General features: G+C 57.7%; 20 protein-coding genes and 5 pseudogenes. 13 read left to right on the forward strand and 12 right to left on the reverse strand.

Translation table 11 applies throughout. The annotated features are described in order from the left end of the window. Positions 1-50: 50 nt before the first annotated feature. From MUBE_RS06355 to MUBE_RS06375, 5 genes and pseudogenes are all read left to right on the forward strand, one after another. Positions 51-296, forward strand: coding sequence for a Kelch repeat-containing protein (locus MUBE_RS06355; RefSeq protein ID WP_116539890.1), 246 nt, complete (start codon positions 51-53; stop codon positions 294-296). After that, positions 297-482 carry a hypothetical protein gene (locus MUBE_RS06360; protein ID WP_116539891.1) on the forward strand — a complete coding sequence of 62 codons (186 nt, stop codon included), beginning with the start codon at positions 297-299 and terminating at the stop codon, positions 480-482. It abuts the gene before it with no gap. A 634-nt stretch (positions 483-1,116) separates the two neighbouring features. Beyond that, positions 1,117-1,473: pseudogene (locus MUBE_RS06365) on the forward strand (sugar porter family MFS transporter); the annotation flags it as partial. A gap of 67 nt (positions 1,474-1,540) precedes the next feature. Beyond that, positions 1,541-1,696: a hypothetical protein gene (locus MUBE_RS17560; protein ID WP_243632903.1), complete on the forward strand. Its 156-nt coding sequence runs from the start codon at positions 1,541-1,543 to the stop codon at positions 1,694-1,696. Beyond that, positions 1,697-1,936: an MFS transporter gene (locus MUBE_RS06375; protein WP_116539894.1), complete on the forward strand. Its 240-nt coding sequence runs from the start codon at positions 1,697-1,699 to the stop codon at positions 1,934-1,936. Positions 1,937-1,981: 45 nt separating this feature from the next. Here the strand turns inward: MUBE_RS06375 and hsaB are convergent, their stop codons facing one another. The 4 genes from hsaB to hsaA are packed head-to-tail and all read right to left on the reverse strand — an operon-like array spanning position 1,982 to position 5,519. After that, on the reverse strand, positions 1,982-2,545 hold the full coding sequence (hsaB, locus tag MUBE_RS06380; RefSeq protein WP_116539895.1) for a 3-hydroxy-9,10-secoandrosta-1,3,5(10)-triene-9,17-dione monooxygenase reductase subunit: 564 nt from the start codon (positions 2,543-2,545) through the stop codon (positions 1,982-1,984). Then, complete coding sequence (gene hsaC / locus MUBE_RS06385) at positions 2,545-3,456, reverse strand: iron-dependent extradiol dioxygenase HsaC (RefSeq protein ID WP_116539896.1); 912 nt, start codon at positions 3,454-3,456, stop codon at positions 2,545-2,547. Before hsaC ends, hsaB begins: the two co-directional genes overlap by 1 nt. Beyond that, on the reverse strand, positions 3,453-4,331 hold the full coding sequence (gene hsaD / locus MUBE_RS06390) for a 4,5:9,10-diseco-3-hydroxy-5,9,17-trioxoandrosta-1(10),2-diene-4-oate hydrolase (protein ID WP_116539897.1): 879 nt from the start codon (positions 4,329-4,331) through the stop codon (positions 3,453-3,455). Before hsaD ends, hsaC begins: the two co-directional genes overlap by 4 nt. 3 nt (positions 4,332-4,334) lie before the next feature. Then, the gene (hsaA, locus tag MUBE_RS06395; RefSeq protein ID WP_116539898.1) at positions 4,335-5,519 is read right to left on the reverse strand and encodes a 3-hydroxy-9,10-secoandrosta-1,3,5(10)-triene-9,17-dione monooxygenase oxygenase subunit; all 1,185 of its coding nucleotides are present in this window, start codon (positions 5,517-5,519) and stop codon (positions 4,335-4,337) included. Between the two features lie 232 nt (positions 5,520-5,751). Between hsaA and MUBE_RS06400 the strand changes: the two genes are divergently transcribed. Both MUBE_RS06400 and MUBE_RS06405 read left to right on the forward strand, forming a co-directional pair. Further along, positions 5,752-6,828, forward strand: coding sequence for a 2Fe-2S iron-sulfur cluster-binding protein (locus MUBE_RS06400; RefSeq protein ID WP_116539899.1), 1,077 nt, complete (start codon positions 5,752-5,754; stop codon positions 6,826-6,828). Positions 6,829-6,922: 94 nt separating this feature from the next. Next, positions 6,923-7,417, forward strand: coding sequence for a hypothetical protein (locus tag MUBE_RS06405; RefSeq protein ID WP_116539900.1), 495 nt, complete (start codon positions 6,923-6,925; stop codon positions 7,415-7,417). Between the two features lie 111 nt (positions 7,418-7,528). Here MUBE_RS06405 and MUBE_RS06410 read toward each other — a convergent pair whose 3' ends face one another. Continuing rightward, positions 7,529-9,673, reverse strand: coding sequence for an acyl-CoA dehydrogenase family protein (locus MUBE_RS06410; protein WP_116539901.1), 2,145 nt, complete (start codon positions 9,671-9,673; stop codon positions 7,529-7,531). Between the two features lie 289 nt (positions 9,674-9,962). On the opposite strand from MUBE_RS06410, the gene kstR reads away from it, so the two are divergent. Beyond that, on the forward strand, positions 9,963-10,568 hold the full coding sequence (gene kstR, locus MUBE_RS06415) for a cholesterol catabolism transcriptional regulator KstR (RefSeq protein ID WP_116539902.1): 606 nt from the start codon (positions 9,963-9,965) through the stop codon (positions 10,566-10,568). 384 nt (positions 10,569-10,952) lie between these two features. Here kstR and MUBE_RS20715 read toward each other — a convergent pair whose 3' ends face one another. Then, positions 10,953-11,123 carry a hypothetical protein gene (locus tag MUBE_RS20715; RefSeq protein WP_481318830.1) on the reverse strand — a complete coding sequence of 57 codons (171 nt, stop codon included), beginning with the start codon at positions 11,121-11,123 and terminating at the stop codon, positions 10,953-10,955. Between the two features lie 1,252 nt (positions 11,124-12,375). On the opposite strand from MUBE_RS20715, the pseudogene MUBE_RS06430 reads away from it, so the two are divergent. The 3 pseudogenes from MUBE_RS06430 to MUBE_RS06440 form a co-directional block, all read left to right on the forward strand. Further along, a pseudogene (locus MUBE_RS06430) lies at positions 12,376-12,758 on the forward strand (LamB/YcsF family protein); the annotation flags it as partial. 29 nt (positions 12,759-12,787) lie between these two features. After that, positions 12,788-13,642: pseudogene (locus MUBE_RS17565) on the forward strand (MBL fold metallo-hydrolase). 3 nt (positions 13,643-13,645) lie between these two features. After that, a pseudogene (locus MUBE_RS06440) lies at positions 13,646-14,869 on the forward strand (SLC13 family permease). On the opposite strand, the gene MUBE_RS06445 reads toward MUBE_RS06440, so the two are convergent. From MUBE_RS06445 to carD, 6 genes are read right to left on the reverse strand one after another with little or no spacing between them, the layout of a single operon-like run. Then, positions 14,855-15,781 (reverse strand): glycerophosphodiester phosphodiesterase, encoded by a 927-nt coding sequence (locus MUBE_RS06445; protein WP_116539904.1) that lies wholly within the window; start codon positions 15,779-15,781, stop codon positions 14,855-14,857. The pseudogene MUBE_RS06440 and the gene MUBE_RS06445 overlap by 15 nt on opposite strands. Before the next feature lie 47 nt (positions 15,782-15,828). Continuing rightward, positions 15,829-16,758: a 23S rRNA (guanosine(2251)-2'-O)-methyltransferase RlmB gene (gene rlmB / locus MUBE_RS06450; protein WP_116539905.1), complete on the reverse strand. Its 930-nt coding sequence runs from the start codon at positions 16,756-16,758 to the stop codon at positions 15,829-15,831. Further along, positions 16,748-18,169: a cysteine--tRNA ligase gene (gene cysS / locus MUBE_RS06455; RefSeq protein ID WP_116539906.1), complete on the reverse strand. Its 1,422-nt coding sequence runs from the start codon at positions 18,167-18,169 to the stop codon at positions 16,748-16,750. Before cysS ends, rlmB begins: the two co-directional genes overlap by 11 nt. A 53-nt stretch (positions 18,170-18,222) precedes the next feature. Beyond that, on the reverse strand, positions 18,223-18,699 hold the full coding sequence (gene ispF / locus MUBE_RS06460; protein WP_116539907.1) for a 2-C-methyl-D-erythritol 2,4-cyclodiphosphate synthase: 477 nt from the start codon (positions 18,697-18,699) through the stop codon (positions 18,223-18,225). Next, a complete protein-coding gene (ispD, locus tag MUBE_RS06465) occupies positions 18,696-19,421 on the reverse strand; it encodes a 2-C-methyl-D-erythritol 4-phosphate cytidylyltransferase (protein ID WP_116539926.1) in 726 nt (241 codons plus the stop codon). The genes ispF and ispD overlap by 4 nt, the downstream gene beginning before the upstream one ends. Before the next feature lie 19 nt (positions 19,422-19,440). Then, entirely contained in the window at positions 19,441-19,929 is a 489-nt protein-coding gene (carD, locus tag MUBE_RS06470; RefSeq protein WP_116539908.1) for an RNA polymerase-binding transcription factor CarD, read from the reverse strand. A 363-nt stretch (positions 19,930-20,292) separates the two neighbouring features. On the opposite strand from carD, the gene MUBE_RS06475 reads away from it, so the two are divergent. Together MUBE_RS06475 and MUBE_RS20060 are read left to right on the forward strand one after the other, a co-directional pair. After that, positions 20,293-20,844, forward strand: a complete 552-nt coding sequence (locus MUBE_RS06475; protein ID WP_116539909.1) for a copper chaperone PCu(A)C domain-containing protein — start codon at positions 20,293-20,295, stop codon at positions 20,842-20,844. 37 nt (positions 20,845-20,881) lie between these two features. After that, positions 20,882-22,248 (forward strand): annotated as a pseudogene (locus tag MUBE_RS20060) (DNA repair protein RadA family protein). Positions 22,249-22,278: the final 30 nt, after the last annotated feature.

Genomic DNA, 22,278 nt, shown 5'->3' on the forward strand with positions numbered 1-22,278 from the left:
GTAGTTCAGCTAAGCTGCGTCCCGCAGACTAAGGTTTTAGATGGCATCTCATGGAAGGATGCAGCAATCACGCCTACCCCTGCGATTACCTGGCTGTGCTGTCGGATGACACCTATGTGTACGCGATAGGCGGGAGGTTCCTTTCCACCTGTAGGGTCTCCATAGCGTTTGAACTGTTCTACCCGAAATCAGGAGCGTGGACTAAGTCGCTCAGCATACCGGCCAGTGATGAAAGCTTCGGCGTGGTGTTCACAGATGGCCTGATCGTGGTGGTCGGTGGCGAAAAGCCGACATAGGTGCTGAACGTGGTCGAGATGTACTACCTCACCGAAGGTGAAGTAAAATACTGTACCCCCATGCCGATAACACGGCACGCCGAGATGGTAGTAACCGTCGACAACCCTGTATACTGCATCAGTAGCGCCAACCCGACCACGCATCAGAGCGTTATCGTGACTATCGAGGCATTAGACTTCATATAACACCCTAAGACGTGAGCGGCAAGACGTTGGTAACTACGTTCCATTTGCGCGCCGCTGCGGTGCACGGTTGCTCAGCCAAACTGGCGACATGGCTCATTGCTAACCGCAGATCCGTTAGGTGAAAAGGGGCCACATGGCAAATCACAGTCCGATCGTACAGTCAAAATCAACCCATTCTGGAGACCTCTCATCGGTCCGCAACGCAGCTCAGGTCACTTCCATTGCCGCTCTTGGCGGTCTGGCTATCTAGACTACGGCAGCGCAATGATCAACAGAGCTGCGCAGCCGTTCAGAACGATTTCCACACCGGCAACGCCGTTGTTGGGCTTCACCGTAGCCTTCACGCTGCTGAGGCGGCACTCAAGGCGTTGACAGTAGGATGGCTTGCCGACCTAACTTAATTCGATCACAGTATAGCGCCCACCTGTCTCGCAGAGACGTCACCGTCACAACATCCGCGGGTACCTAAGCTCGCTACAGCAACGCGCTATCGTGTCAGGCATCTTCTTGCCGCTAACGGTCGACTGGCTGCTGGCACACGTGGCAGGCGACTCGCGTGAACACATGCGGACTAGGTCCGCAGGCCTGGCGATGGATGTTCATCGTGATGACCGTGCCCGCTGCCGCGTACAGCATGCTCGCCTACACGGTTCCGGAGTCCTCTCGTTATCTTACCGCAAAGCGGTATATTCCAGAAAACAATCAGGGCATCACGTTGCTGTTGGGACGACGAAACCCAGACTTGATGATCTCGCGGATCCAGGATTTACTGCAGACCAAAAACCACGGTCCTAGCGAGATTGACGTAAGCTGTCCGGCGTGCTGTACAGCGGCGTATGGATGGGCTTCGGGTTGTGGATCTTTCAACAGTTCGTCGACATCAACGTAATCTCCTAATTAGTCCAATGTGCTGTGGGAAACAGTCGATTTCACCGAAAAATCATCGTTCACGATCACCGTCACCACCTCAGTAACAAACATCCTGACCACACTGATCGCGATCGCGCTGATCGACAAGATCGGACACAAGTCACTACTGTTGATTGGGTCCCGCAAGCATGTACATAACGCTTGTTATGGCGGCGGCGATTTTTGGTATCGCAAAGTTTATCGACAGCAAATCGCACCTCGAAGGCGCCGTTGGCCCAGTCGCGCTGATCACGGCCAACCTCGTTATGATCACGTTCGGCATGTCATGGGGACCAGTCGTCTAGGTGCTACTCGGTGAGACGTGTTCCCGAACCGGAATTCGAGCCGCCGCGTTGGGTGTGGCCGCAGCCAGGCAACGGGCGGCCAACTGGTACATCGCCGTAACATTCCCAGCGTTGCGCAACATGCTGAGCCTTGTGTACGTATTTTATGCGCTATGCATGATTTCGTCGCTGTTGTTTGTCTGGCGCTGGGGCACCGAGACCAAGGACAAACTACTAAAAGACACACACCGAGAAATTTAGTATAATGAAACTCACGGAACCGTGCGTGCAATTCACAGAAAAAATTTACAGCCAGGTGTCCTGCGTGGTGGCGGTGAGGAATGCCTCTAGGTCATCGCGCCAGTAAGCTGGTGTGGTCTTATCCGGTTCGATGCCAGTGTAGTCGCCGTGATAGAACAGCAACGGCCGCGGCTTGACCTTGGGAATCTCCGACAATGAGGCAACCGCACCAAACACCACGAAATGATCGCCGCCGTCATGAACCGACGCCACCGTGCAGTCGATGTAGGCTAGCGATCCGTCAATAATCGGCGAACCGAGTTGTGAAGGGCACCAATCGATACCTGCGAACTTGTCGGGTTCCTGCGAACCGAATCGCGCCGAAATGTGTTTCTGTTTTTCGGTCAATACATTGACACAGAACCGACCGCTAGCCTGGATGGCCTGCCAAGACCGTGACACCTTGGTCGGACAAAACAATACCAGTGGTGGGTCCAACGACAACGCAGCGAATGATTGACACGCGAAGCCGCTAGGGATCTCGTCGTGTACGGTGGTGATGATGGTGATCCCGGTGCAGAACTGACCCAGCACCTGCCGGAAAGTCCGAGAATCGATCTGCGTCGACATCAGTGCGCTAGTCGCCGGGCGCCGACCGTGAAATCATGACCCCACAGGCTCACCGCGGTGCTTTCCCGGGCGATCCAGTCGTTATCGTCAACTCTCCTTCCTCCACAACCGAATTCAACGTCGAAACCGCTAGGCGTTTTCATGTAGAACGACAACATCAGATCGTTGACATGACGGCCCAGTGTGGCCGACATCGGCACCTTGTGGCGCAACGCTCGGTCCAGACATAGACCCACGTCGTCAGCCTGCTCGACCTCGACCATCAGGTGCACGATCCCACTAGACGTCGGCATCGGCAATAAGGCCAGACTGTGGTGACGCGGATTACAGCCGAAGAAGCGCAGCCAAACGGGGGCTCCATTAGTGGGCCGCCCAACGAACTGCGGCGGTAGCCGCATCGAGTCACGCAGCTTGAAACCCAGCACATCCCTATAGAAGCACAAAGTCTCGGCATCGTCACGGGTAGACAACACCACGTGGCCCAGGCCTTGTTCAGCGGTGACGAACCGGTGCCCGTACGGGCTAACCACCCGGCCATGTTCTAGAGCGGTGCCGTGAAAAACCTCGAGACAGTTGCCCGAAGGATCGGAGAACCGGATCATCTCGTCCACCCGGCGGTCTGCCAATTCCGTGGCGGTAGCTTCTGTATACGGTGCATCTTCCACATCGAGCCGATTCCGAATCTCTTGCAGACCTTCAGCATTCGCGCATTCCCAGCCGACTTCTATGAGCCGGTCGTGCTCGCCGGAAACGATCACCATCCTAGCTGGAAAATCGTCCATCCGCAGATATAACACACTGTCGTCGCTGCCCTTACCTTCGGCCATGCCAAGGACTTTCAGGCCGAATTCACGCCAGGCTGATACATCGGTAGCCTCAATGCGCAGATAACCGAGCGACCGGATACTCATCTCGTGCCTCCCAGGAAATCAATAGTCAAGTTATTGAATTCGTCAAACTTCTCCACCTGCGCCCAGTGCCCACACTGTCCGAAGACGTGTAGCTGCGCACGTGGAATAGTCTTTAGTGCGACCAATGCACCGTCCAGTGGGTTGACACGATCTTCGCGGCCCCAAATCAGTAGCACCGACTGGCGTAGTCGATACACTTCGCGCCACATCATGCCAAGCTTGAAGTCAGCTCCAGCAAAAGACTTTCCCATCGCACGTGTAGCCATCAACGACTCCGGTGTGCTGGCCAACGCAAATCGCTGATCCACCAACTCTGCAGTGATCAGGTTCTTGTCATACACCATGATACGCAGGAACGCCTCGAGATTCTCTCGGGTGGGCTCAGCAGAGAACTTCGATAGTCGTTTGACGCCCTCGGTCGGGTCGGGCGCAAACAGATTGATGCTTAGCCCGCCGGGACCCATCAACACCAGTCGCCCAGCCCGGTCGGGGTAGTCGAGAGCGAACCGCACCGCGGTACCTCCACCCAGCGAGTTGCCCACCAGCGGAACACGCTCCAGATTCAGCTGGTCGAAGAGCTCGTTGAGCGCGGTCGCGGCAAAGCGGTTGAACTGTCCATGCTCAGCGCGCTTGTCAGAGTGACCATAGCCAGGTTGATCGATGGCCAACACATGGAAATGCTGCGCCAGTACCACAATGTTGCGCGAGAAGTTCGTCCAGCTCGATGCGCCGGGACCGCCGCCATGCAGCAGCACCACTGTCTGGTCGTTGCAGACACCGGCTTCGTGGTAGTGCAGTTTAAGCGGCCTATCTTCTACCTGGACTTCCGCGAAGCGCGAGGTGGATTCGAAAGTCAATTCCTCAGTGGTGGTCATGGCTCAGACCATCGTGTCGCCAGGCGGCAACCCGAACTCGTTGTTCCCGAAGATCACATAGGCACGTTCAGGGTCGTTGGCGGCGTGCACCCGTCCGGCGTGCGCGTCGCGCCAGAATCGTTGAATTGGAGCATCATTAGACAACGCAGTAGCACCGGAAGCTTCGAACAGCCGGTCGATCGAGGCAATCGACCTGCTAGTGGCGCGCACCTGGTCACGACGTGCTCGAGCACGCAACTCAAAGGGAATCTCCTTGCCAGCTGCCAACAATGCATACTCGTCCCCGACATTGCCGATCAGTTGACGCCACGCGGCGTCGATATCACTCGCCGCCTCGGCGATGCGAACCTTGGCGAACGGGTCATCCTTGGACTTCTCTCCCGCAAACGCCGCACGCACCCGTTTGCCTTGATGCTCCACATGCGCGACGTACGCACCATAAGCCATACCCACTATCGGCGCCGAGATTGTGGTCGGATGCATAGTTCCCCAAGGCATTTTGTACACAGGAGCGGTGTTCTTCTGTAGCCCTCCGGCGGTGTGGTCATTCATTGCCTTGTAGGACAAAAACCGGTGTCGGGGAACGAAGACATCTTTGACTACCAACGTATTGCTACCGGTGCCGCGCAAACCGACCACATACCAGGTGTCGTCGATTGCATATTCGGTGCGCGGAATCAAGAAGCTACCGAAATCCACTGGCCGGCCGTCCTTAATGACCGGGCCACCCACAAACGTCCAGCTGGCATGATCACAGCCCGACGACCAGTTCCATGAGCCGCTGACCAGATAGCCGTCTTCGACCACGACACCGGCGCCCATTGGCGCGTACGACGACGAAATCCGTGTTTTCGGGTCCTTACCCCAAACCTCTTCCTGAGCCCGCTGGTCAAACAGCGCCAAATGCCAGTTGTGTACGCCAACGATCGAACTCACCCAGCCGGTAGAACCACATGCGCTAGCAAGTCGCCGCGTCACCTCGTAGAACAACGTCGGATCGCATTGCAGACCACCCCACTGCTCGGGTTGCAAGAGAGTGAAGAAACCGATGTCGTCAAGGGCCTTGATAGTCTCATCCGGCAGCCGCCGCAGATCCTCGGTCGCTTGGGCGCGCTCACGAATCTGCGGAAGCAGATCATCGACAGCGGCCAAGACTGACTGCGCATCACGCTGTTGAATGGACGTCACTTACGTTTGCCTCCTGGGCGTGTGGACTGGGACGATCTGCCGACCCGGCAGCGGAGCACGATAGGGTCGGACAATGAAACTTAATGGACACCCTAAAGGTAAGGCTAGAACACGTTCCGATTCGTGTCGAGCAGAGTGTTCCTGCAGCTGGTAGTGGCGAGGATCATGTTTTCTGTAACATGTTCTAGTTAGGCTGAAGGTTCTAGATTTAGGCCGGAAGGGGAGACGGGTATTGACCGAGGCAATTCCGGATGAACCGCTCGGGAGCCACGTCCTTGAACTGCAGATCGCCGAGGTCGTCGCCGAGACTGACGACGCACGGTCGCTGGTGTTTGCGGTACCGAAGGGACCAGGCGGCCAAGTCATCCCGCCCGATCGGCTGCACTACGCGCCCGGCCAGTTTCTGGCGTTACGTATTCCCAGCGACCGTACCGGCTCAGTGGCGCGCTGCTACTCATTGTGCAGCTCACCAGTCACCGACAACGCGCTCGCCGTCACGGTAAAACGCACCGCGGACGGATACGCGTCCAACTGGTTGTGCGACCATGCACAGGCGGGTATGCGCATCTACGCGCTAGCTCCGTCGGGTAATTTCGTGCCTAAAACACTGGGCAGCGACTTTCTTTTGATGGCCGCCGGCAGCGGAATCACCCCGATCATGTCGATCTGTAAGTCGGCGCTCGCTGCGGGCAACGGGCAAGTAGCCCTCTTCTACGCCAACCGTGACGACCGCTCTGTGATCTTCAGTGACGCGTTGTGTGAATTGGCCGACAAATATCCCGATCGACTGACGGTCGTGCACTGGTTGGAGTCGCTACAAGGACTTCCGAACGCCTTCGCGCTGGCGAAACTGGCCGCGCCTTACACCGACCGACCGGCATTCATTTGTGGGCCCGGTCCATACATGCAGGCCGCCCGGGACGCCCTCGCAATGTTGCGAGTACCGGCCCAGCAAGTACACATCGAGGTGTTTAAATCGCTGGATTCAGATCCGTTCGCGGCGATAAAAATCGAGGACACCACTGACGAGCAGCCCGCCACCGCGGTGGTGCAGCTAGACGGTCAAACCCACACCGTATCATGGCCGCGCCAAGCCAAGCTGCTCGATGTGCTAGTCTCAGCAGGCATCGATGCGCCATTCTCGTGCCGGAAAGGCCACTGTGGTGCGTGTGCTTGTACCTTACGCAACGGCAAAGTCACCATGGAAGTCAACGACGTGCTCGAGCAGCAGGACCTCGACGACGGACTCATCTTGGCTTGTCAGTCCCACCCGGAATCCGCGTTGGTGGAAGTGACCTACGACGAGTAAGCAGTGGACTACATTGAGCGTGGGTCCAGTTCGACGAACACTGAAGAGAAGCAGCATAAATCGGCTTTTCAGGAGCAGCGCAATCGTCGCACTGATGCCGATGTTGGCACCCACGCCGATCTCCGCGGCGAACAGCAACACCGCCACCATCCTATTCCCGGTTGACGGTGTGACTCAGCAGGAAACACACGCCATGGTCGATTGCCACAAAGCAACCGGAAGTTGCGACTTCACTGCTGGAGCACAGCTATGTACACCAGACGGTGTGACCGGATTTCCCCCAGGCCTATGGGCCCGCCAAACCACCGAGATCCGGTCATCAAACCAGTTGGCTTACGTGGACACCCATGTCACCAGCCCTTTCGAGAGAATCATGAAAGCAGGTGGGTCCGACGTGATTACCACTATCTACTTTGGTGAAGGCCCGCCAAATAAGTACCAGATCACCGGCGTCATCGACTCAACCGATTGGTCGACCGGCCAGCCAAAGACGGACTCAAACATCATCGTCTGCACACACATCCAAGTGGTTTACCCCGGGATCAACCTCACCTCCCCCAGCACCTGCGCCCAGACGACATTTTCTTAACGTGCTTCTGGCTTGCTGCTATCGGCTACGACACTACCGTCGCCGTGATTGCACCCAATAGCCGTGCTTTTAGCAGATCCACAGCCACGGCGACAATCTCACTTCCAAAGACTAACGAGGCAAACCAAGTAGTCGCTCGGCGGCCAACGTGAGCAAAATCTGCTCGGTGCCTCCGGCGATGGTCAGGCACCGGGTTTTCAGGAAGTCGTGCACGGCGCGATTCTCCATAAGGCCCCCTCCCTTGGACATGTCCATCATGTATTCAGCCAGTGCCTGCCGATAACGGACCCCGATGAGTTTGCGCACGCTGGACTGTGCCCCCGGATCCTGGCCTTCAACAGCGAGCTGGACGATGCGCTGGTCCAGCAGCGTGCCGGTCGCAGCGGCGACGATCAACCACCCCAGCCGGTCTTGCTTAGCAGCATCACTATCGGTTTCTGCTAGCACCTCGAGCAGCTCTTCCATCGGGTTGTCCAGCGAGATATCGGCGGCCATCGCTACCCGTTCGTTCGCCAATGTAGTACGGGCCAACCGCCAGCCGTCGTTCACAGCACCAAGGACCATCTCGTCAGGGACAAATACATTATCCAAGAAGACTTCGTTGAACAACGCATCGCCGGTGATCTCACGCAGAGGCCTGATCTCGATCCCGACGGCGGCCATATCGACAAGGAAGTAAGTGATACCCTTGTGCTTCGGGGCATCCGAATCGGTGCGCGCTAGGCACACACCCCACTGCGCAAGGTGCGCCTTGGATGTCCACACCTTCTGTCCGGTCAGCAGCCAACCGCCATCAGCCCGTACCGCCTTGGTTCGCAACGATGCCAAGTCAGAGCCGGCCTCAAGCTCGGAAAATAGCTGGCACCAAAGGAATTCACCACGCATGGTGGCCGGCACAAACCGCTGTATCTGTTCGGGTGTGCCGTATTCAAGAATGGTCGGCACCGCCCACCAACCGATCACCAGATCTGGGCGTACAACGCCGGCCGCCGACATTTCCTGATTGATCAGCAGCTGTTCAGCCAGCGATGCCCCCCGTCCATAGGGTACCGGCCAATGCGGTGCCAGCAGCCCAGCATCGGCCAGGCCCCGCTGACGTTGTTCCTCTGGCAGCACGGCGACCTGAGCAACGGCCGCAGCGATGTCGGCTCGCATATTGGCCACCTCTTTCAGGCCAGTGACGTCCACGCTCAGGCGACGACGGACACCGGCTTGAGTCAACGCGGAGACGCGGCGCAACCAACGCTCAGCACCGCCCAGGAACCGCCCAATGCTATGAGCCCTACGCAGGTACAAATGCGCGTCGTGTTCCCAGGTACAGCCGATCCCGCCGAGTACCTGAATGCAGTCTTTAACATTGGCCTTCGCAGCGACGATACCGACACTGGCGGCTAATGCCGCTGCAATTGCCAACTGGGAGTGATCGGAATCCGCAGCAGCACGGGCGGCATCGACAGCAGCCACTTCGGCTTGCTCAGCGCGGCACAGCATCTCCGTACACAGGTGTTTGATGGCCTGGAAACTGCCGATCGGCTTGCCAAATTGTTCACGTATCTTGGCATAGCCAACCGCGGTCTCCAGGGCCCATCGCGTCACACCCGCCGCCTCAGCCGCAAACACCGTCGCGGCCAACTCAGCCACTCGGTCCCGCGACACCGCCACCGCGGTAGCCGGTGCCGACGTCAACATCACCCGGGCCAAAGGCCGGGAAAAGTCGGTGGCTCCTAACGGCTGCACCTGGACACCGTCGCTGCCAGTGTCAACGAGTACACATTTCCCAGCAGAGGGCAACAGCAATATCGCGCCGTCGGCGGCGCCCAACACCACATCGACCGTGCCTGACGCTCGCGAAGTCACGTCGTCGAAGTCCACATCGCCCTCGAGCGCCACCCCGACGAAGCGCTCCCCCAAGACGAGCGTGGACAGCAATGCTGGATCAGGGACCACCAACGTGGCCAAAGCGGTGGTGGCGACCGGACCGGGCACCAGCGCCCTGGCTGCTTCTTCGACCATCGCGCACAAATCCTCGATGCTGCCACCGGCACCGCCGCAGTCCTCAACAACAGCAACACCAAATAATCCTAGGTCGGCGAGGCCTGCGAACACCGGCCGCCAGGCGTCAGCATCCCCGTGTTGAAGGCCAACCTCCATGGCGCGGATCACTGCGGTCCCGCCTAGCCCGGAGGCCGCACTACGGACCCAGTCACGCATCAACTCACGCGCCACGGACTGGTCGTCAGTGACAGTCACTACCACCGGCGTGTCCTCCGCGTCCCTAATTCATCGTAATATAATGAAGCACTTTCGCCCACTAGAACGTGTTCTAATAGTGTCGGCTATCGATCGTCCAGTCGACGGCTAGTTAACAGTTAGGACACGTCCCTCAAAGGTCGCAGTACCAATAATACGGAGGTGGGAAATTCACGCTCGGCATGCGTATCGTTTTCACACAAACCGCCTGGAAGACTGGAAGAGGAACAGCCAGTCAGATGTCGCCAGCGAACATGACTCCGACCCGCGTTGCGACCTGCGGCCGCGCGAGGCCATGCACGCAGTGGTGCTGGCTGAGTCCGAATTGGGCTCGGATGCGCAACGGGAACGACGCAAACGCATCTTGGATGCAACCATGGCGATCGCGTCGAAAGGCGGCTACGAGGCGGTTCAGATGCGTACCGTGGCAGACCGGGCCGATGTGGCCGTAGGGACGCTGTATCGCTACTTCCCGTCCAAGGTGCACCTGCTGGTGTCGGCCCTCGGGTGGGAGTTGAATCGCATCGACGCCAAGACCGATCGCTTGTCGGTATCCGGCAACAGCCCGTATCAGCGGCTGAACTTCATGGTGAGCAAGCTCAACCGTGCGATGCAACGCAATCCGCTGCTCACTGAGGCGATGACGCGCGCCTACGTCTTCGCCGACGCCTCCGCGGCCAGCGAAGTCGATTACGTCGAGAAGCTCATCGACAGCATGTTCGCGCGCGCGATGGCCGACGGCGAACCGACCGAGGATCAGTACCACATCGCCCGAGTGATCTCGGACGTATGGCTGTCGAACTTGCTGGCATGGCTGACTCGGCGGGCCTCGGCAACCGACGTCAGCAAGCGACTGGACCTGGCCGTGCATCTGCTCATTGACTACCAAGAGTCCAAATAGCGCACCCTGAACTCAGCCTAAACAGGCGTGCCGGCGGTGTGTCTCCGAATCAGCTCGGGGTTCAGCAGTTCGACGACCGGCAGCTCCTTCTACCGGCTTAGCTGCGCTACTGTGGTCAGACCACGACAGATCGCCTCGGATGCACTATCGAAATCGATCACACTCATCTTAACAGGCATATAAATACCTTGTACTGGAAGGTAATCCATAGTTGACAGGGTCAATATGCCCGCGGCGCAAGTCAGTGCGGTAATCCGCGGATTGGCCTGTAGAGCCCGGGTCCACCCGACGTCGGCAGGTGGTCGTAGCCTCCACCACGATCAGCGAATCCTTCTCGACACCAACAGCTGGCATTACTTCCCAAACACCGATAATACACTCGCGTTACACGTCAAAGGTCGGCGACTGTAGCCGGTGTCCGCGTCCACCAGGACCTGTCGGCAATCCCGACCCAGCCTCCATGGTCAGCAGCCCGATCTCGCAATGTTCCGGTCTGAGCACATAGTCAGCGCGTTCGCGCATCGCGACCCGATCGTCAATGCCCACCTGGGACAAGCCCGACAGGTCTTTGGGTTATTCAACCAAAACAACGGGCAGGCGCCACTGAAGAATAAATTGCGGATAGGGAATCAGCGTCGCAAACCGAATACACCACGAAACCACCCCTCTGGCGGCAAGCGCACCAGCTGTTCCGTTAACCGGGTACGACCGCCACCAGCCAAAGCCCCTGACCCAGCTCTCCGCAAGACTGCACTACCCGGCAACGAAATCGCATGCTACCTAGTCACTGAAGAAATACATAAGTTATTCAGCCATCACCAAACCAACCGTACCGGCCTTACGAGTGCGCAGCGGTTAGGCTGCCAGATCATGCCTGGAAGAACCTAGCCGCTTAGCCGTGGCCAACACTCGTTCGCGCAGTTCAGTCTAGAGCTTATCGGGACGACTAAACGCATTCTAAATCATGGTACGCAACACCTTGAGTTCCACCGCCTACTACCAGAGTCGCACGCAGAAGTGATGTGGAACTCACGTTCGGTGAGGCTACAGCGGATTCTCGCCGTAGCCTATGTGTGTTCGATCGAGCAATACTTGTTAGAAACTATTTTCATGAGTACAACGCGACGGCCTGCCGGTAGGCCAAAGGAAAGTCGAGCGTGCAGATAGCCTCCATGAGTCACTAAGTAGCGTTAGTTCATCCGACACGCCGGTTGACAGCTCTCCTCCTGTGTCTGATCAACTCGACTACACCGACCAGCTGCGGCCACGTTGGTTCAAGACACCCACGCACAGCAACCGTGATGGCATCTACCGATGTACAGGACAGCGTGACGCGCGCTGTCGCAATCACCGACACTGCCCTAGTGGTCTACAACAGTGGCGGTTACACTATATGGGTCGACAAGATGCTAGCCGACCGTCCGGGCATCAAATCGGTGGATACATACTCGCTGACAAGCGACACCACAACCGAAAAGCCACCTACGAGCCACGTCTTCTACGACCTGAACGTCACCAGATCGGTCAACCGACCGGCTAGTGACCATCAATCAAAACAATGCCGCATACTACCAAGCCAACGCTGCCGAGTTCTGCTGCGGCGCAACTCGATCGCCATTTCCGAACACGCCATTGCCAGCAATTACCCCTAGGGGTCATCGTGACCGATCCTGTGGCGCACCTACCTGCTGGCAAGCGTCCAGCCTGTTCAATCACACACTGCCGGCCTTGACCGCCAGCCCATGAGAATGAGACCGATCCGTCGCTAGCCGACACGGCAGCCACCCTCGGCCTGATCAAATACCGTGACGACCCTTTCACCGATGTCGTGTGTCAGATCGGCGCGTTACAGGCTATCGCACAGGATGTCGATTCCGCGGTGTCGTACATCAAAAAACTTGGCGCACTACACAATGCGATCCTAACTAACCACGAACAGGGCTCTGCCGTCGGTGTGGCAATACATCGCATGGACCACGACGCTACCGGTGTCAGGCTTGGCCGGATTCGACTTTTTTCGACGAGGATACGCGACTTGGCTTACGCAGGGCTACGGAGGCGTTTGCGGATAGCGCCTACCGGCCTCACGTCCAGCTGGTTTTTCGGCGTGAACCCGGCGCAGTGTTAAACGATCCAGCAGTGACGGTACAGTGGACAGTGACCATGGTGGCTACCGGTCAGCTCAATGCCACCGGCGATAATATCAGGACATTCCGCTGATGAGATTGATACTCGGTCGCCCCGGTATCGCGCGGTATGCGGATCGGCTCAACGATACTGCCGCCAAACCTGATGCGCTACTTACGGTGACGTGGATAGATGTGACGACGTTGCTTCCCAACAACGGGTCGTCCGTGGTATTGACCGACGACTACTTTTTCCGCCTCAGCCTGGTAGGACTGGCGATCCGCAAAGTGTCGCCGTCGCCGCAGCACGTGAACGGCTGCCTTGCCCAGGCTAAGAAATCCCAGTTTGTCGCTACGATTCCAATGCACACACATCGACCACGTGATGGGCTCCACGTTAGTCGCCGATCGCACCAATGCCCAGTTAGTGGGGAGCGAAGCGGCAGACCAGGTCGGTAGCGGACACGGGCTGCCTAAAAGGCATCTTCATCATCACAGCCTCCAGTGAACCAATTCAATTGGGCGCCTAGGACTTCACCCTATTTGCGTAACACCACTTCCCACCCAACCAGTTTCCGGTTATGACCAGTGCACCACCGACCATCGAGCCGTCGGCTATTGATCCAGGGTAATGCGGGTTTCGTCAAAAGTGCACTGACCTGCTATCGCGTAGATGCCGTCCATCCCAGCGTTGGCCAACTGAGCCTGCAAACGCCATCATACTTGCACGATTACTGGCTCGAAACCGTGTGTATCGTGGATACGTGCCTGATTATCCTCATATACTAGGTGGTTTCTTCTGACTGTTGTAAACAGCCCTTACAGAATTTGACATACGAGACCAATGACTTAAATATGTTGGTGCGTATTCTCGACGAAATAGCCGCTGCCGTCGGGATCACACTGCAGCGGTCTACGGTGTTTCGGCGCGAGAATCCCTGGATCTAAACATTGATGCTGACCGTTGCGCTGTTGCGGCTGGCTGTTGTCCTCAGGTTCTCGGTTACCCGGCAACGTGGTTGGCCAGAGACGCTGGTAGCGGTTCCGGCAATTGTCATTCTGATAGCGATTGACGCGATTTAAATCTAACAAACGACCGTGCAGGTTGCCGGACTTGCACGGGTGATCGCATTCTTAGGCACAGTGTTAGTGCTGACCAAAGCTATACGACTACAAAAACCTGCTCGAGGTGGCCGGCGCGGCAATGACGCGCGTTCACATCGGGTTACACATTCTATTGTAGCACGTGTTCGTCATTGCCGCCATAACCGCCATGGTCATCCTAAACGCCACGGTCGTCTTACTGACTCCAGTGGTGCTGGAAACCGTGTGCCGACTGCGAACCTCGATGCGACCCCATACGCCTAAGCCACCACCTATCTGATCAACGTCGCCTCGATGCTACTTCCAGTGTCGAATCTGACCAACTTGTCGGTTTTACATCTCGCTAACATTTCATTCACCAAATTTCTCTGCTAATAGCGCTTCCATGGCTGATCGCGGTGTACCTAGTATTTCACTGGTTTTTCGCCGACAACCTTCATGTGTAGCCCGACCCCGAGCAAATAAAATCCACACCGCGGCCTCCGGTGTTTACTTTGGCGGTCATGGCGCTCACGCTTGTCGAGTTTGCGGCCTCAGAATCGGTAAGAGGGGTGACTCCGGCCTGGATTGCACTGGCCGGCGCCTCGGTGTTGACACTTCGCAGCCTTAGCCATCGGCACACGTAAGTGGCCGAGATCCTGCGTTCGGTGAATCCGTCATTCCCGATGTTCGTTCTGGCGCTGGGCATCGGTGGTGCAAACGGTCATAACCAACGGAATGAAAAACTCCATGTCTGCGGTGCTGCCATCCGGTTGCGGACTGCCGGTATCGTTCGTAATCGTCATGTTGGCCAACGTAGTCAACAATTTTCCCACGACGCTGGTGATTACTGCCACTAGCCGCCAGCGAGCCAATACTTATCCTGGCGGTGCTGATCGGTGCCGACATCGGATCCAACCTTACCTATGTTGGCTCACCGTCCAACTTGTTGTAGCGCAGTGTGCTACGCTGCAATAGAGTGTCCAGGCCAACGCCCGCGAGTAAACCCATTTCAGGCTGTATGCCAGGCCTGCTACCCTGATGGTGGCGATGCTAGCGCCGTGGGCCAGCGCACAGCTACTGGGCCCTTAGCAAGGGTAGCCCGAGCTCGGTCAGCACGCTGCGCAGCAGTGCTGGATAGTCGGATATAACGCCGTCGACGCCATAGCCAATCTGCTCACGCAAGACGACCGCATCGTTAACGGTCCACGGAATGACCCTGAGCCCCGACCAGTGTGCTCGATCGACAAACGGTTTACCGGTAACCAACGTGTACCTAGGCGAAAGCACGTTTGCGCCGACCATCATCGCACCGAACATCGGGTCGCCGACCACAGCCGGATTGATACCGGCCAACCACGGCGAATCCGGTACCCAGGTCTGCTCATCCCACAAGGCCACCAACGGTATCGACGGCTCGGCCTGATGCACCATCGGCAACGTTCGCCAGTCGAAGCTTTGAATCTCCACCCGGTCCAGGTTGCCCGCAGACCTGACCGTAGCCAGTATCACGTCGACAAATTCTTGTGGTTCGGCCGACATGCTCGGATTATCGGCCTCTACCTTAGTTTCGATGTTATAGCGCACTAAAGTTCGGTATGAATCGACGAGCGCAAAGACTTCCGACAGAGTCGCTATTTTGTTGCCCGGCACCACTTCTGCCCGAGGGAACTCAGCGAGAGGCCGGTAACAATTCAACGTAGCGATCTGTCGCAGGGTTAACTCGTGCACGAGCTTACCGACGTAAGGATACTGCGGGTCTCGGACGAAAGCCGGTCCAGTGTCAGAACATTTTTCGTCCTTGATCGTTGGATCATGCCACACCAACGGTTTCCGATCTTTGGTAAGGACTATATCGAGCTCCAGTGTACTGACGCCGATTTCGATCGCTTTAGCGAATGCCCGCAGCGATTCCTCTGTTGTTTCGCCACGGCCACCGCGATGAGCCTGCAGGTCGAAATCAGACGGTTGTGCATATGCCACCGTTATCGACGCGAAAAGCATTACGGTAAGCGTCAGTAGGACAACGGCAAGACGCGCTGTCAATTGCGTTAACCCCTTCGTTGACGAGCGATTTCGGCAAGTACGACTCCGGCAGCTACAGAAGCATTCAGCGATTCAGTATGACCTGCCATCGGTATAGACACCACCTCATAGCAATTCTGCCGCACCAATCGTGACAAACCCTTACCTTCCGAACCAACGACTACCACCAACGGATTAGAACCGTCCAGATCGTCGAGTGCGGTGTCACCATCAGCGTCCAGTCCTATCACCCGCAGGCCTTGGTCGGACAAAAACTTAAGCGCCCTAGTTAGATTGGTGGCCCGAGCCACCGGGATCCGCGCTGCAGCGCCGGCGCTGGTACGCCATGCTACCGCGGTGATCGAGGCGGAACGCCGCTGTGGAATCAACACACCATGGCCGCCGAATGCTGCTACCGATCGCACGATCGCACCGAGATTACGAGGATCGGAGATGTTGTCCAGCGCAACCAACAACGCCGGCGGCGAGTCGGAAACGGCTGCGAACAGATCATCGGGATGAGCATAATGGTACGGTGGTATTTGTAGTGCGATACCATGATGCAGGTGGTTGTTGGCCATCCGGTCCAGGTCGGTGCGCGGTACTTTGAAGATCACAATACCCATGTCGGCTGCTCTTGCAACGGCTTCGGTGAGCCGCTCGTCGTCTTCAGCACCAAGCGCGATGTAGAGCGCCGTCGCCGGTACACCGACTCTCAGGCATTCCAACACTGGATTTCGGCCAAGAACCGTTTCTGTCTCATCGGGGCGTTTGGCGGACCGATGCGGCGAGGATTTAGCCCGCTTGGCGGCGGGATGATTTGGACGCAGATGTGCCGGCGGTGTCGGACCGTGCCCCTGCAACGCGCGGCGGCGCTGACCGCCCGAGCCAACGATAGTCCCTTTCTTGGTAACGGATTTGCGGATGACACTCCGGCGACGCGAGTTACCGGACATCGATGTGCTTGTCGCCAGCCAGCAGTTCCCATTGCGGCCCATCGGCGGTATCGGTGACCTCAATACCAGCGTTCTTGAGTCGATCGCGGATCTGATCGGCAAGCGCCCAGTTGTGCTGTTCACGTGCCTTCTGCCGACTGTCCAACTCAGCGGCCACCAACACCTTGACGGCCGCTAACGCCGCCGAAGTCTCATCTCGGGACTCCCAACGCTCGTCGAGCGGGTCGCAACCTAAGATGCCCATCATGGCTCGGATCGCACCGGCATGCATCAACGCACCTTCGTAGTCACCAGTGTCGAGCGCCCGGTTGCCCTCCGCGCGAGCGTGATGCACCTCAGCAAGCGCGGCCGGCACCGCCAGGTCGTCGTCGAGTGCTGCGGCGAACCGCGGAGTAGGTTCGCTGATGCCAACGGCACCAATCCGGGTACGCACCCGATGCAGGAAATCCTCTACTCCGACATAGGCTTTAACTGCATCCTGCAGCGCAGTCTCGGAGAATTCCAACATTGACCGATAGTGGGCACTGCCGAGGTAGTAACGCAGTTCGGCTGGTCGAGCCCGTTGCAGCATCGCTGGGATGGACAACACGTTACCCAGCGATTTACTCATCTTCTCCCCACCGATCGTCACCCAGCCGTTGTGCAACCAGTAACGGGCGAAGCGGTCCCCGGAAGCACGGCTCTGCGCAATCTCGTTCTCGTGGTGTGGGAAAATTAAATCAATTCCACCGCAATGGATATCGAATGCAGAGCCAAGGTAGAAACGAGCCATTGCCGAGCACTCCAGATGCCAGCCCGGGCGTCCGCGGCCCCATGGCGTAGGCCACGCTGGCTCGCCCGGCTTGGCACCCTTCCACAAGGTGAAGTCGCGCTGGTCACGCTTGCCGATAGCCACACCCTCACCTTGATGGACATCGTCGATCTTGTGCCCGGATAGCTTGCCGTATTCCGAGTAGCTGAGCACGTCGAAGTAAACATCAGAGCCGCCAATGTAAGCATGACCAGTCTCAATCAACAGTTCGATCACCTCAATCATCTGGGTTATGTGCCCAGTAGCTCGCGGTTCTGCCGACGGCGGCATAACGTCCAAAGCGTCATAGGCCGCGGCGAATGCGCGCTCGTAGGTGGCAGCCCATTCCCACCACGGCCGGCCAGCAATGGCAGCCTTGTTGAGAATCTTGTCATCAATATCGGTTACGTTACGAATGAACGCGACGTCATAGCCGCGTGCAATAAGCCATCGGCGCAGGATATCGAAGACCACCCCGCTACGGACATGCCCGATGTGCGGCTGCCCTTGAACAGTGGCGCCGCACAGATAAATCGAGACGTGCCCGGCTCGCAGCGGAACGAAATCACGCACGGAACCAGCTGCCGTGTCGTAGAGCCGCAGGCGGGCGCGATCGATCACAACGTGCCAGCTTACCTGCTAGTTCCATTTTGTCCGGTTTCAGCACCCGGCTGTCAGACCCGTACCACCAATGCGGTCGCGATAGCGGCCAAGCCCTCGCCGCGCCCGGTCAGGCCAAGCCCATCGGTAGTCGTCGACGCCACTGATACCGGCGCCCGTAGCAACGCTGACAGCAACCGTTGCGCCTCAGCACGGCGCGGACTGATCCTCGGCCGGTTACCGATCACCTGAACGGACGCGTTGACAACCCCGTAGCCGTGCCGCAGTAACGAATCGAGAACATGGCGCAACATATCAGCGCCGCTGACGCGTTCCCAACGCGGATCATCAACTCCAAACAGTCCACCTATATCGCCCTGCCCGGCAGCCGACAACATGGCATCACACAACGCATGCACCGCCACATCACCGTCAGAGTGTCCGGCACAGCCGTCGACGTCGGGGAACAGCAGCCCCACCAGCCAACACGGTCGCCCCGGTTCAAACACGTGGACATCGAAACCCAAACCGACCCGCGGTAATTCGCTCACTGACGCAAAATTTCCTTCGCCAGCAGCAGATCTAACTGGGTGGTGATCTTGAACGCCAACGGGTCGCCGGTGACCACCTGAACCTGGCCACCGAGATGTTCGACGAGGGAAGCATCGTCGGTGAAATCGACAGAATTACAATGGGGGCCACACTGATAAGCGCGCAATAGCAGCTCGGTAGCAAACCCCTGTGGGGTCTGCACCGCTCGCAGGCCGGCCCGCGCCAGAGTGCCGAGAACCATTCCGTTGGTATCCACGGCCTTAACAGTGTCATGCAGTGGAAGAGCCGGAACAACCGCGGTATGACCGGCGCGCAACGCTTCAACCACCCGCACGATTAACCGTGCTGGTGTCAGCGCCCGCGCAGCATCATGCACCAAGACAAATTCAGGTGTGCTCACCCCCGCAGGTCCGGGGATAGCCGCAAGAGCCGACCGCACTGATTCGGTACGATCGACCCCACCGGCCACAACCGTGGTGTGTTGGCTCATCTGCTTGGCTAGTTGCTGAGATAGCACCCGCTGAGTCTGATCAATGCGATCAGCGGGCACTGCCACCACAACGTGGTCAACAACGCCAGACTCCAACAGTCCAGCAAGGGCACGCTCAACAAGCGTACGCCCGTGAAGTTCACAGAATATCTTCGGAATGCCTGCCGCTAACCGTTCTCCCGCCCCAGCGGCCGGGACCACTGCGACTACGCTTCCTGTTGCCCCGACCACACCCCAAGCCTCAGGATATTCAGGAAGCAGCAGCCAAAACCTCGCCAAGTATGGTCTCCGCCTTGGCGTCGTCTGTGCTCTCTGCCAGCGCCAATTCGCCGACCAAAATCTGGCGAGCCTTGGCTAGCATGCGTTTCTCGCCAGCGGACAAACCACGTTCCTGGTCACGTCGCCACAAATCGCGCACTACCTCTGCCACCTTGTTGACATCACCGGAGGCGAGTTTCTCAAGATTGGCCTTGTACCGACGCGACCAATTAGTCGGCTCTTCGGTATGGGGGGCCCGCAACACCTGGAAAACCTTGTCGAGGCCCTCCTGCCCGACAACATCGCGGACACCGACGTACTCGGCGTTTTCGGCGGGGACTCGAACGGTCAGGTCTCCCTGGGCCACTTTCAAGACGAGATATTCTTTTTGTTCCCCTTTAATGGTTCGGGTTTCGATCGCCTCGACTAAAGCAGCACCGTGGTGCGGGTAGACAACGGTGTCGCCGACCTTGAAGATCATCTGATTAGAGCCCCTTTCGTTGCTTCATCCTAACACGGCGGTCCGACAGGCACGCACAACAGTAAAGGTCAGGGGGTACAACACCGACAGATTTAGGGATTCACAGACAGAGCAAGACATTCAGTGCACCGCTCCACCAACATCCTCTCGTAGCAGCGCAACGGCACTTTAACAGTCATTACTATTAGGTGACACCCAAGGGCCCAAACCCAGGCTATGTAACGCTAATCTTGCACTTTAGACTACCGTCTGCCAACGACAGCCGGTTGCTAAAACGAGAGCCACTATGCATATTCCTCACTACTGTGCACAGCTGAGCCGCTATTTTAGCTTCTTGACCAGTATTCCAGTAGGAGGCAATCAATGAACCGTTTCAAGATCCGCCTTCCCGCGCCGGCTATTCGGGTCACCATACTAGGCTTCTTGGCCTTGATGGCCACGGCGCTCAGCAGTTGCGGAGCAGGCCAGATCTCGCAGACCGCGACCCAGGAGCCGGCCGTCAACGGTAACCAAATCACGCTCAACAATCTGGCGTTGCGCAACATCCGCATTCAAGTCACGCAGACCGGCGCCTTCCTCCAACCGGGCCGAACGGTAGACTTGGTGTTGGTGGCCATCAATGAATCCCCGGATGTCACGGACCGTCTGGCGTCGGTGAGCAGTGATATCGGCACAGTGGCACTGCGCGGCGATACTCGGCTGCCCGCCAACGGTACGCTGTTCATCGGTACGCCAGAAGACCAGCAAATCACGCCAGCCCCCCTCGGTTCCAGCAATACCGCTAGGGCGACAGTCACCTTAGCTAAGCCCATCACCAACGGCCTCACCTACAACTTCACCTTCAATTTCGAGAAGGCCGGACCAGCCAGTGTGACGGTGCCGATATCAGTCGGACTTACACCACAGCATCTTTGACATCAGGCTTTTCGTACCAACCCGACACTATCATCGCGTGGCTAATATGCACTCGAAGTACCGTTGCCCGGAATGCCACCATATCACCGCTAAGTGGGTGAGACGTTGCCGGGAGTGCGATATCTATGACCATCGTCAATGCGGTAGCTGTACTCCAGTGTAATTGGTGGCAATGGACGCCGTTCCGTAAGCCGGGTCTCGCAAGCTGTTCCGATAAGTTCTACTGATACGCACCGCACGCGACCCTGCCCTAACAGGCATCAACGAATTAGATCGGGTACTTAGGCAACAGCATACTGTCGGACTCGGTGACGCTACCAGCAGGTTACCCAAATGCGGGCAAGCATACGCTACTGCTCAAGGCTTATCCACCGTTGGACACAATCCAGACCCGCCGCTCTAAAGCATACCTTCGGCGAAGAATCCGCTAGCCAGATTCGACTGCGCGCCGACCGAACCGGCTGCGACAGCGCGCAAGAAGTCTACCCGGCCACCGCATCAAGCCTAACGTACCATGCTGGAACACATCGCGACGGTCCGGCCTGCGCTGATCATCATCAACTCTGTACAAAACCATGTACACCACCGAGACTGATAGCTTCGTCGGCGGTGTTGCGCAAGTGCATACCGTAACGACCGCACTGACCGTCACCAAGGCCAACGATATTGCGCTGATTGTAGTCGGACATGTCACCAGAGACGGGGCCATCGCCGGACCACGCTCGCTTGAACACCTCGTCGACGTGGTGCTGCATTTCGAGGGCGATCGCAACCACCCGATGCGGATCGTCCATGGCGTCAAGAATCAATTCAGCTCACCGACAAAGCCGCGTGTTTCCTCGTACACGACGACATTGCAAACCCGTCGAACCGTTTTAGATCAGCGACCGACACCAGTAGCAGGTACCGCGATCACGGTAACACTGGATGGAAAGTGACCACTTATCAGTGAGACTCCGGCGCTGTCGACAACGCCATCTGGTGGCTCGCCGCGCCGTCAGCAGGACCGACTACACCCGGGCCGCGATGGCCACCGCCCTTCTGGAAAAACACACCCAACTTAACATCGCAATCAATGACGTCTACCTGTCCACCCAGGGCGGAACGTAGTTAACCGATCCGCCGTCAGACCTCGCGGTCGCGATCACGCTGACCTCGGCCCACGCGAATCTACCGCTGCCCTTCACAGAGGTGATGATCGACAAGGTCAGGCTGGCGGGCGACCTACGTTAGGGTCAGCGATAAGGACCAACACTTGACCAAAGCCGTACGGCAAGATTCTTCACAGCGCTGATTCCAGCGGGTTAATATACGGCCCCACCAGGCATTCGCACGCTGCACGCACCCATCACTGTCAGCACACTGGAGTACATTGCCAATATCACCATAACAGTATGTCCCTGAAACACAACGGCTAGACACTCCGGGATCTTC

The sequence above is a fragment of the Mycobacterium uberis genome (genome assembly GCF_003408705.1).
Taxonomy (GTDB): Bacteria; Actinomycetota; Actinomycetes; order Mycobacteriales; family Mycobacteriaceae; genus Mycobacterium; species Mycobacterium uberis.

Excerpts from the sequence above, each read along its gene's own strand:
- rlmB (WP_116539905.1), bottom strand. The coding sequence starts at position 16,758 with ATGTCCGGTAACTCGCGTCGCCGGAGTGTCATCCGCAAATCCGTTACC.
- MUBE_RS06445 (WP_116539904.1), bottom strand. The coding sequence starts at position 15,781 with ATGCTTTTCGCGTCGATAACGGTGGCATATGCACAACCGTCTGATTTC.
- hsaD (WP_116539897.1), bottom strand. The coding sequence starts at position 4,331 with ATGACCACCACTGAGGAATTGACTTTCGAATCCACCTCGCGCTTCGCG.
- MUBE_RS06355 (WP_116539890.1), top strand. The coding sequence starts at position 51 with ATGGAAGGATGCAGCAATCACGCCTACCCCTGCGATTACCTGGCTGTG.
- hsaC (WP_116539896.1), bottom strand. The coding sequence starts at position 3,456 with ATGAGTATCCGGTCGCTCGGTTATCTGCGCATTGAGGCTACCGATGTA.
- carD (WP_116539908.1), bottom strand. The coding sequence starts at position 19,929 with ATGATCTTCAAGGTCGGCGACACCGTTGTCTACCCGCACCACGGTGCT.
- MUBE_RS06405 (WP_116539900.1), top strand. The coding sequence starts at position 6,923 with ATGCCGATGTTGGCACCCACGCCGATCTCCGCGGCGAACAGCAACACC.
- MUBE_RS17560 (WP_243632903.1), top strand. The coding sequence starts at position 1,541 with ATGTACATAACGCTTGTTATGGCGGCGGCGATTTTTGGTATCGCAAAG.
- hsaB (WP_116539895.1), bottom strand. The coding sequence starts at position 2,545 with ATGTCGACGCAGATCGATTCTCGGACTTTCCGGCAGGTGCTGGGTCAG.
- kstR (WP_116539902.1), top strand. The coding sequence starts at position 9,963 with ATGCACGCAGTGGTGCTGGCTGAGTCCGAATTGGGCTCGGATGCGCAA.
- MUBE_RS06475 (WP_116539909.1), top strand. The coding sequence starts at position 20,293 with ATGAACCGTTTCAAGATCCGCCTTCCCGCGCCGGCTATTCGGGTCACC.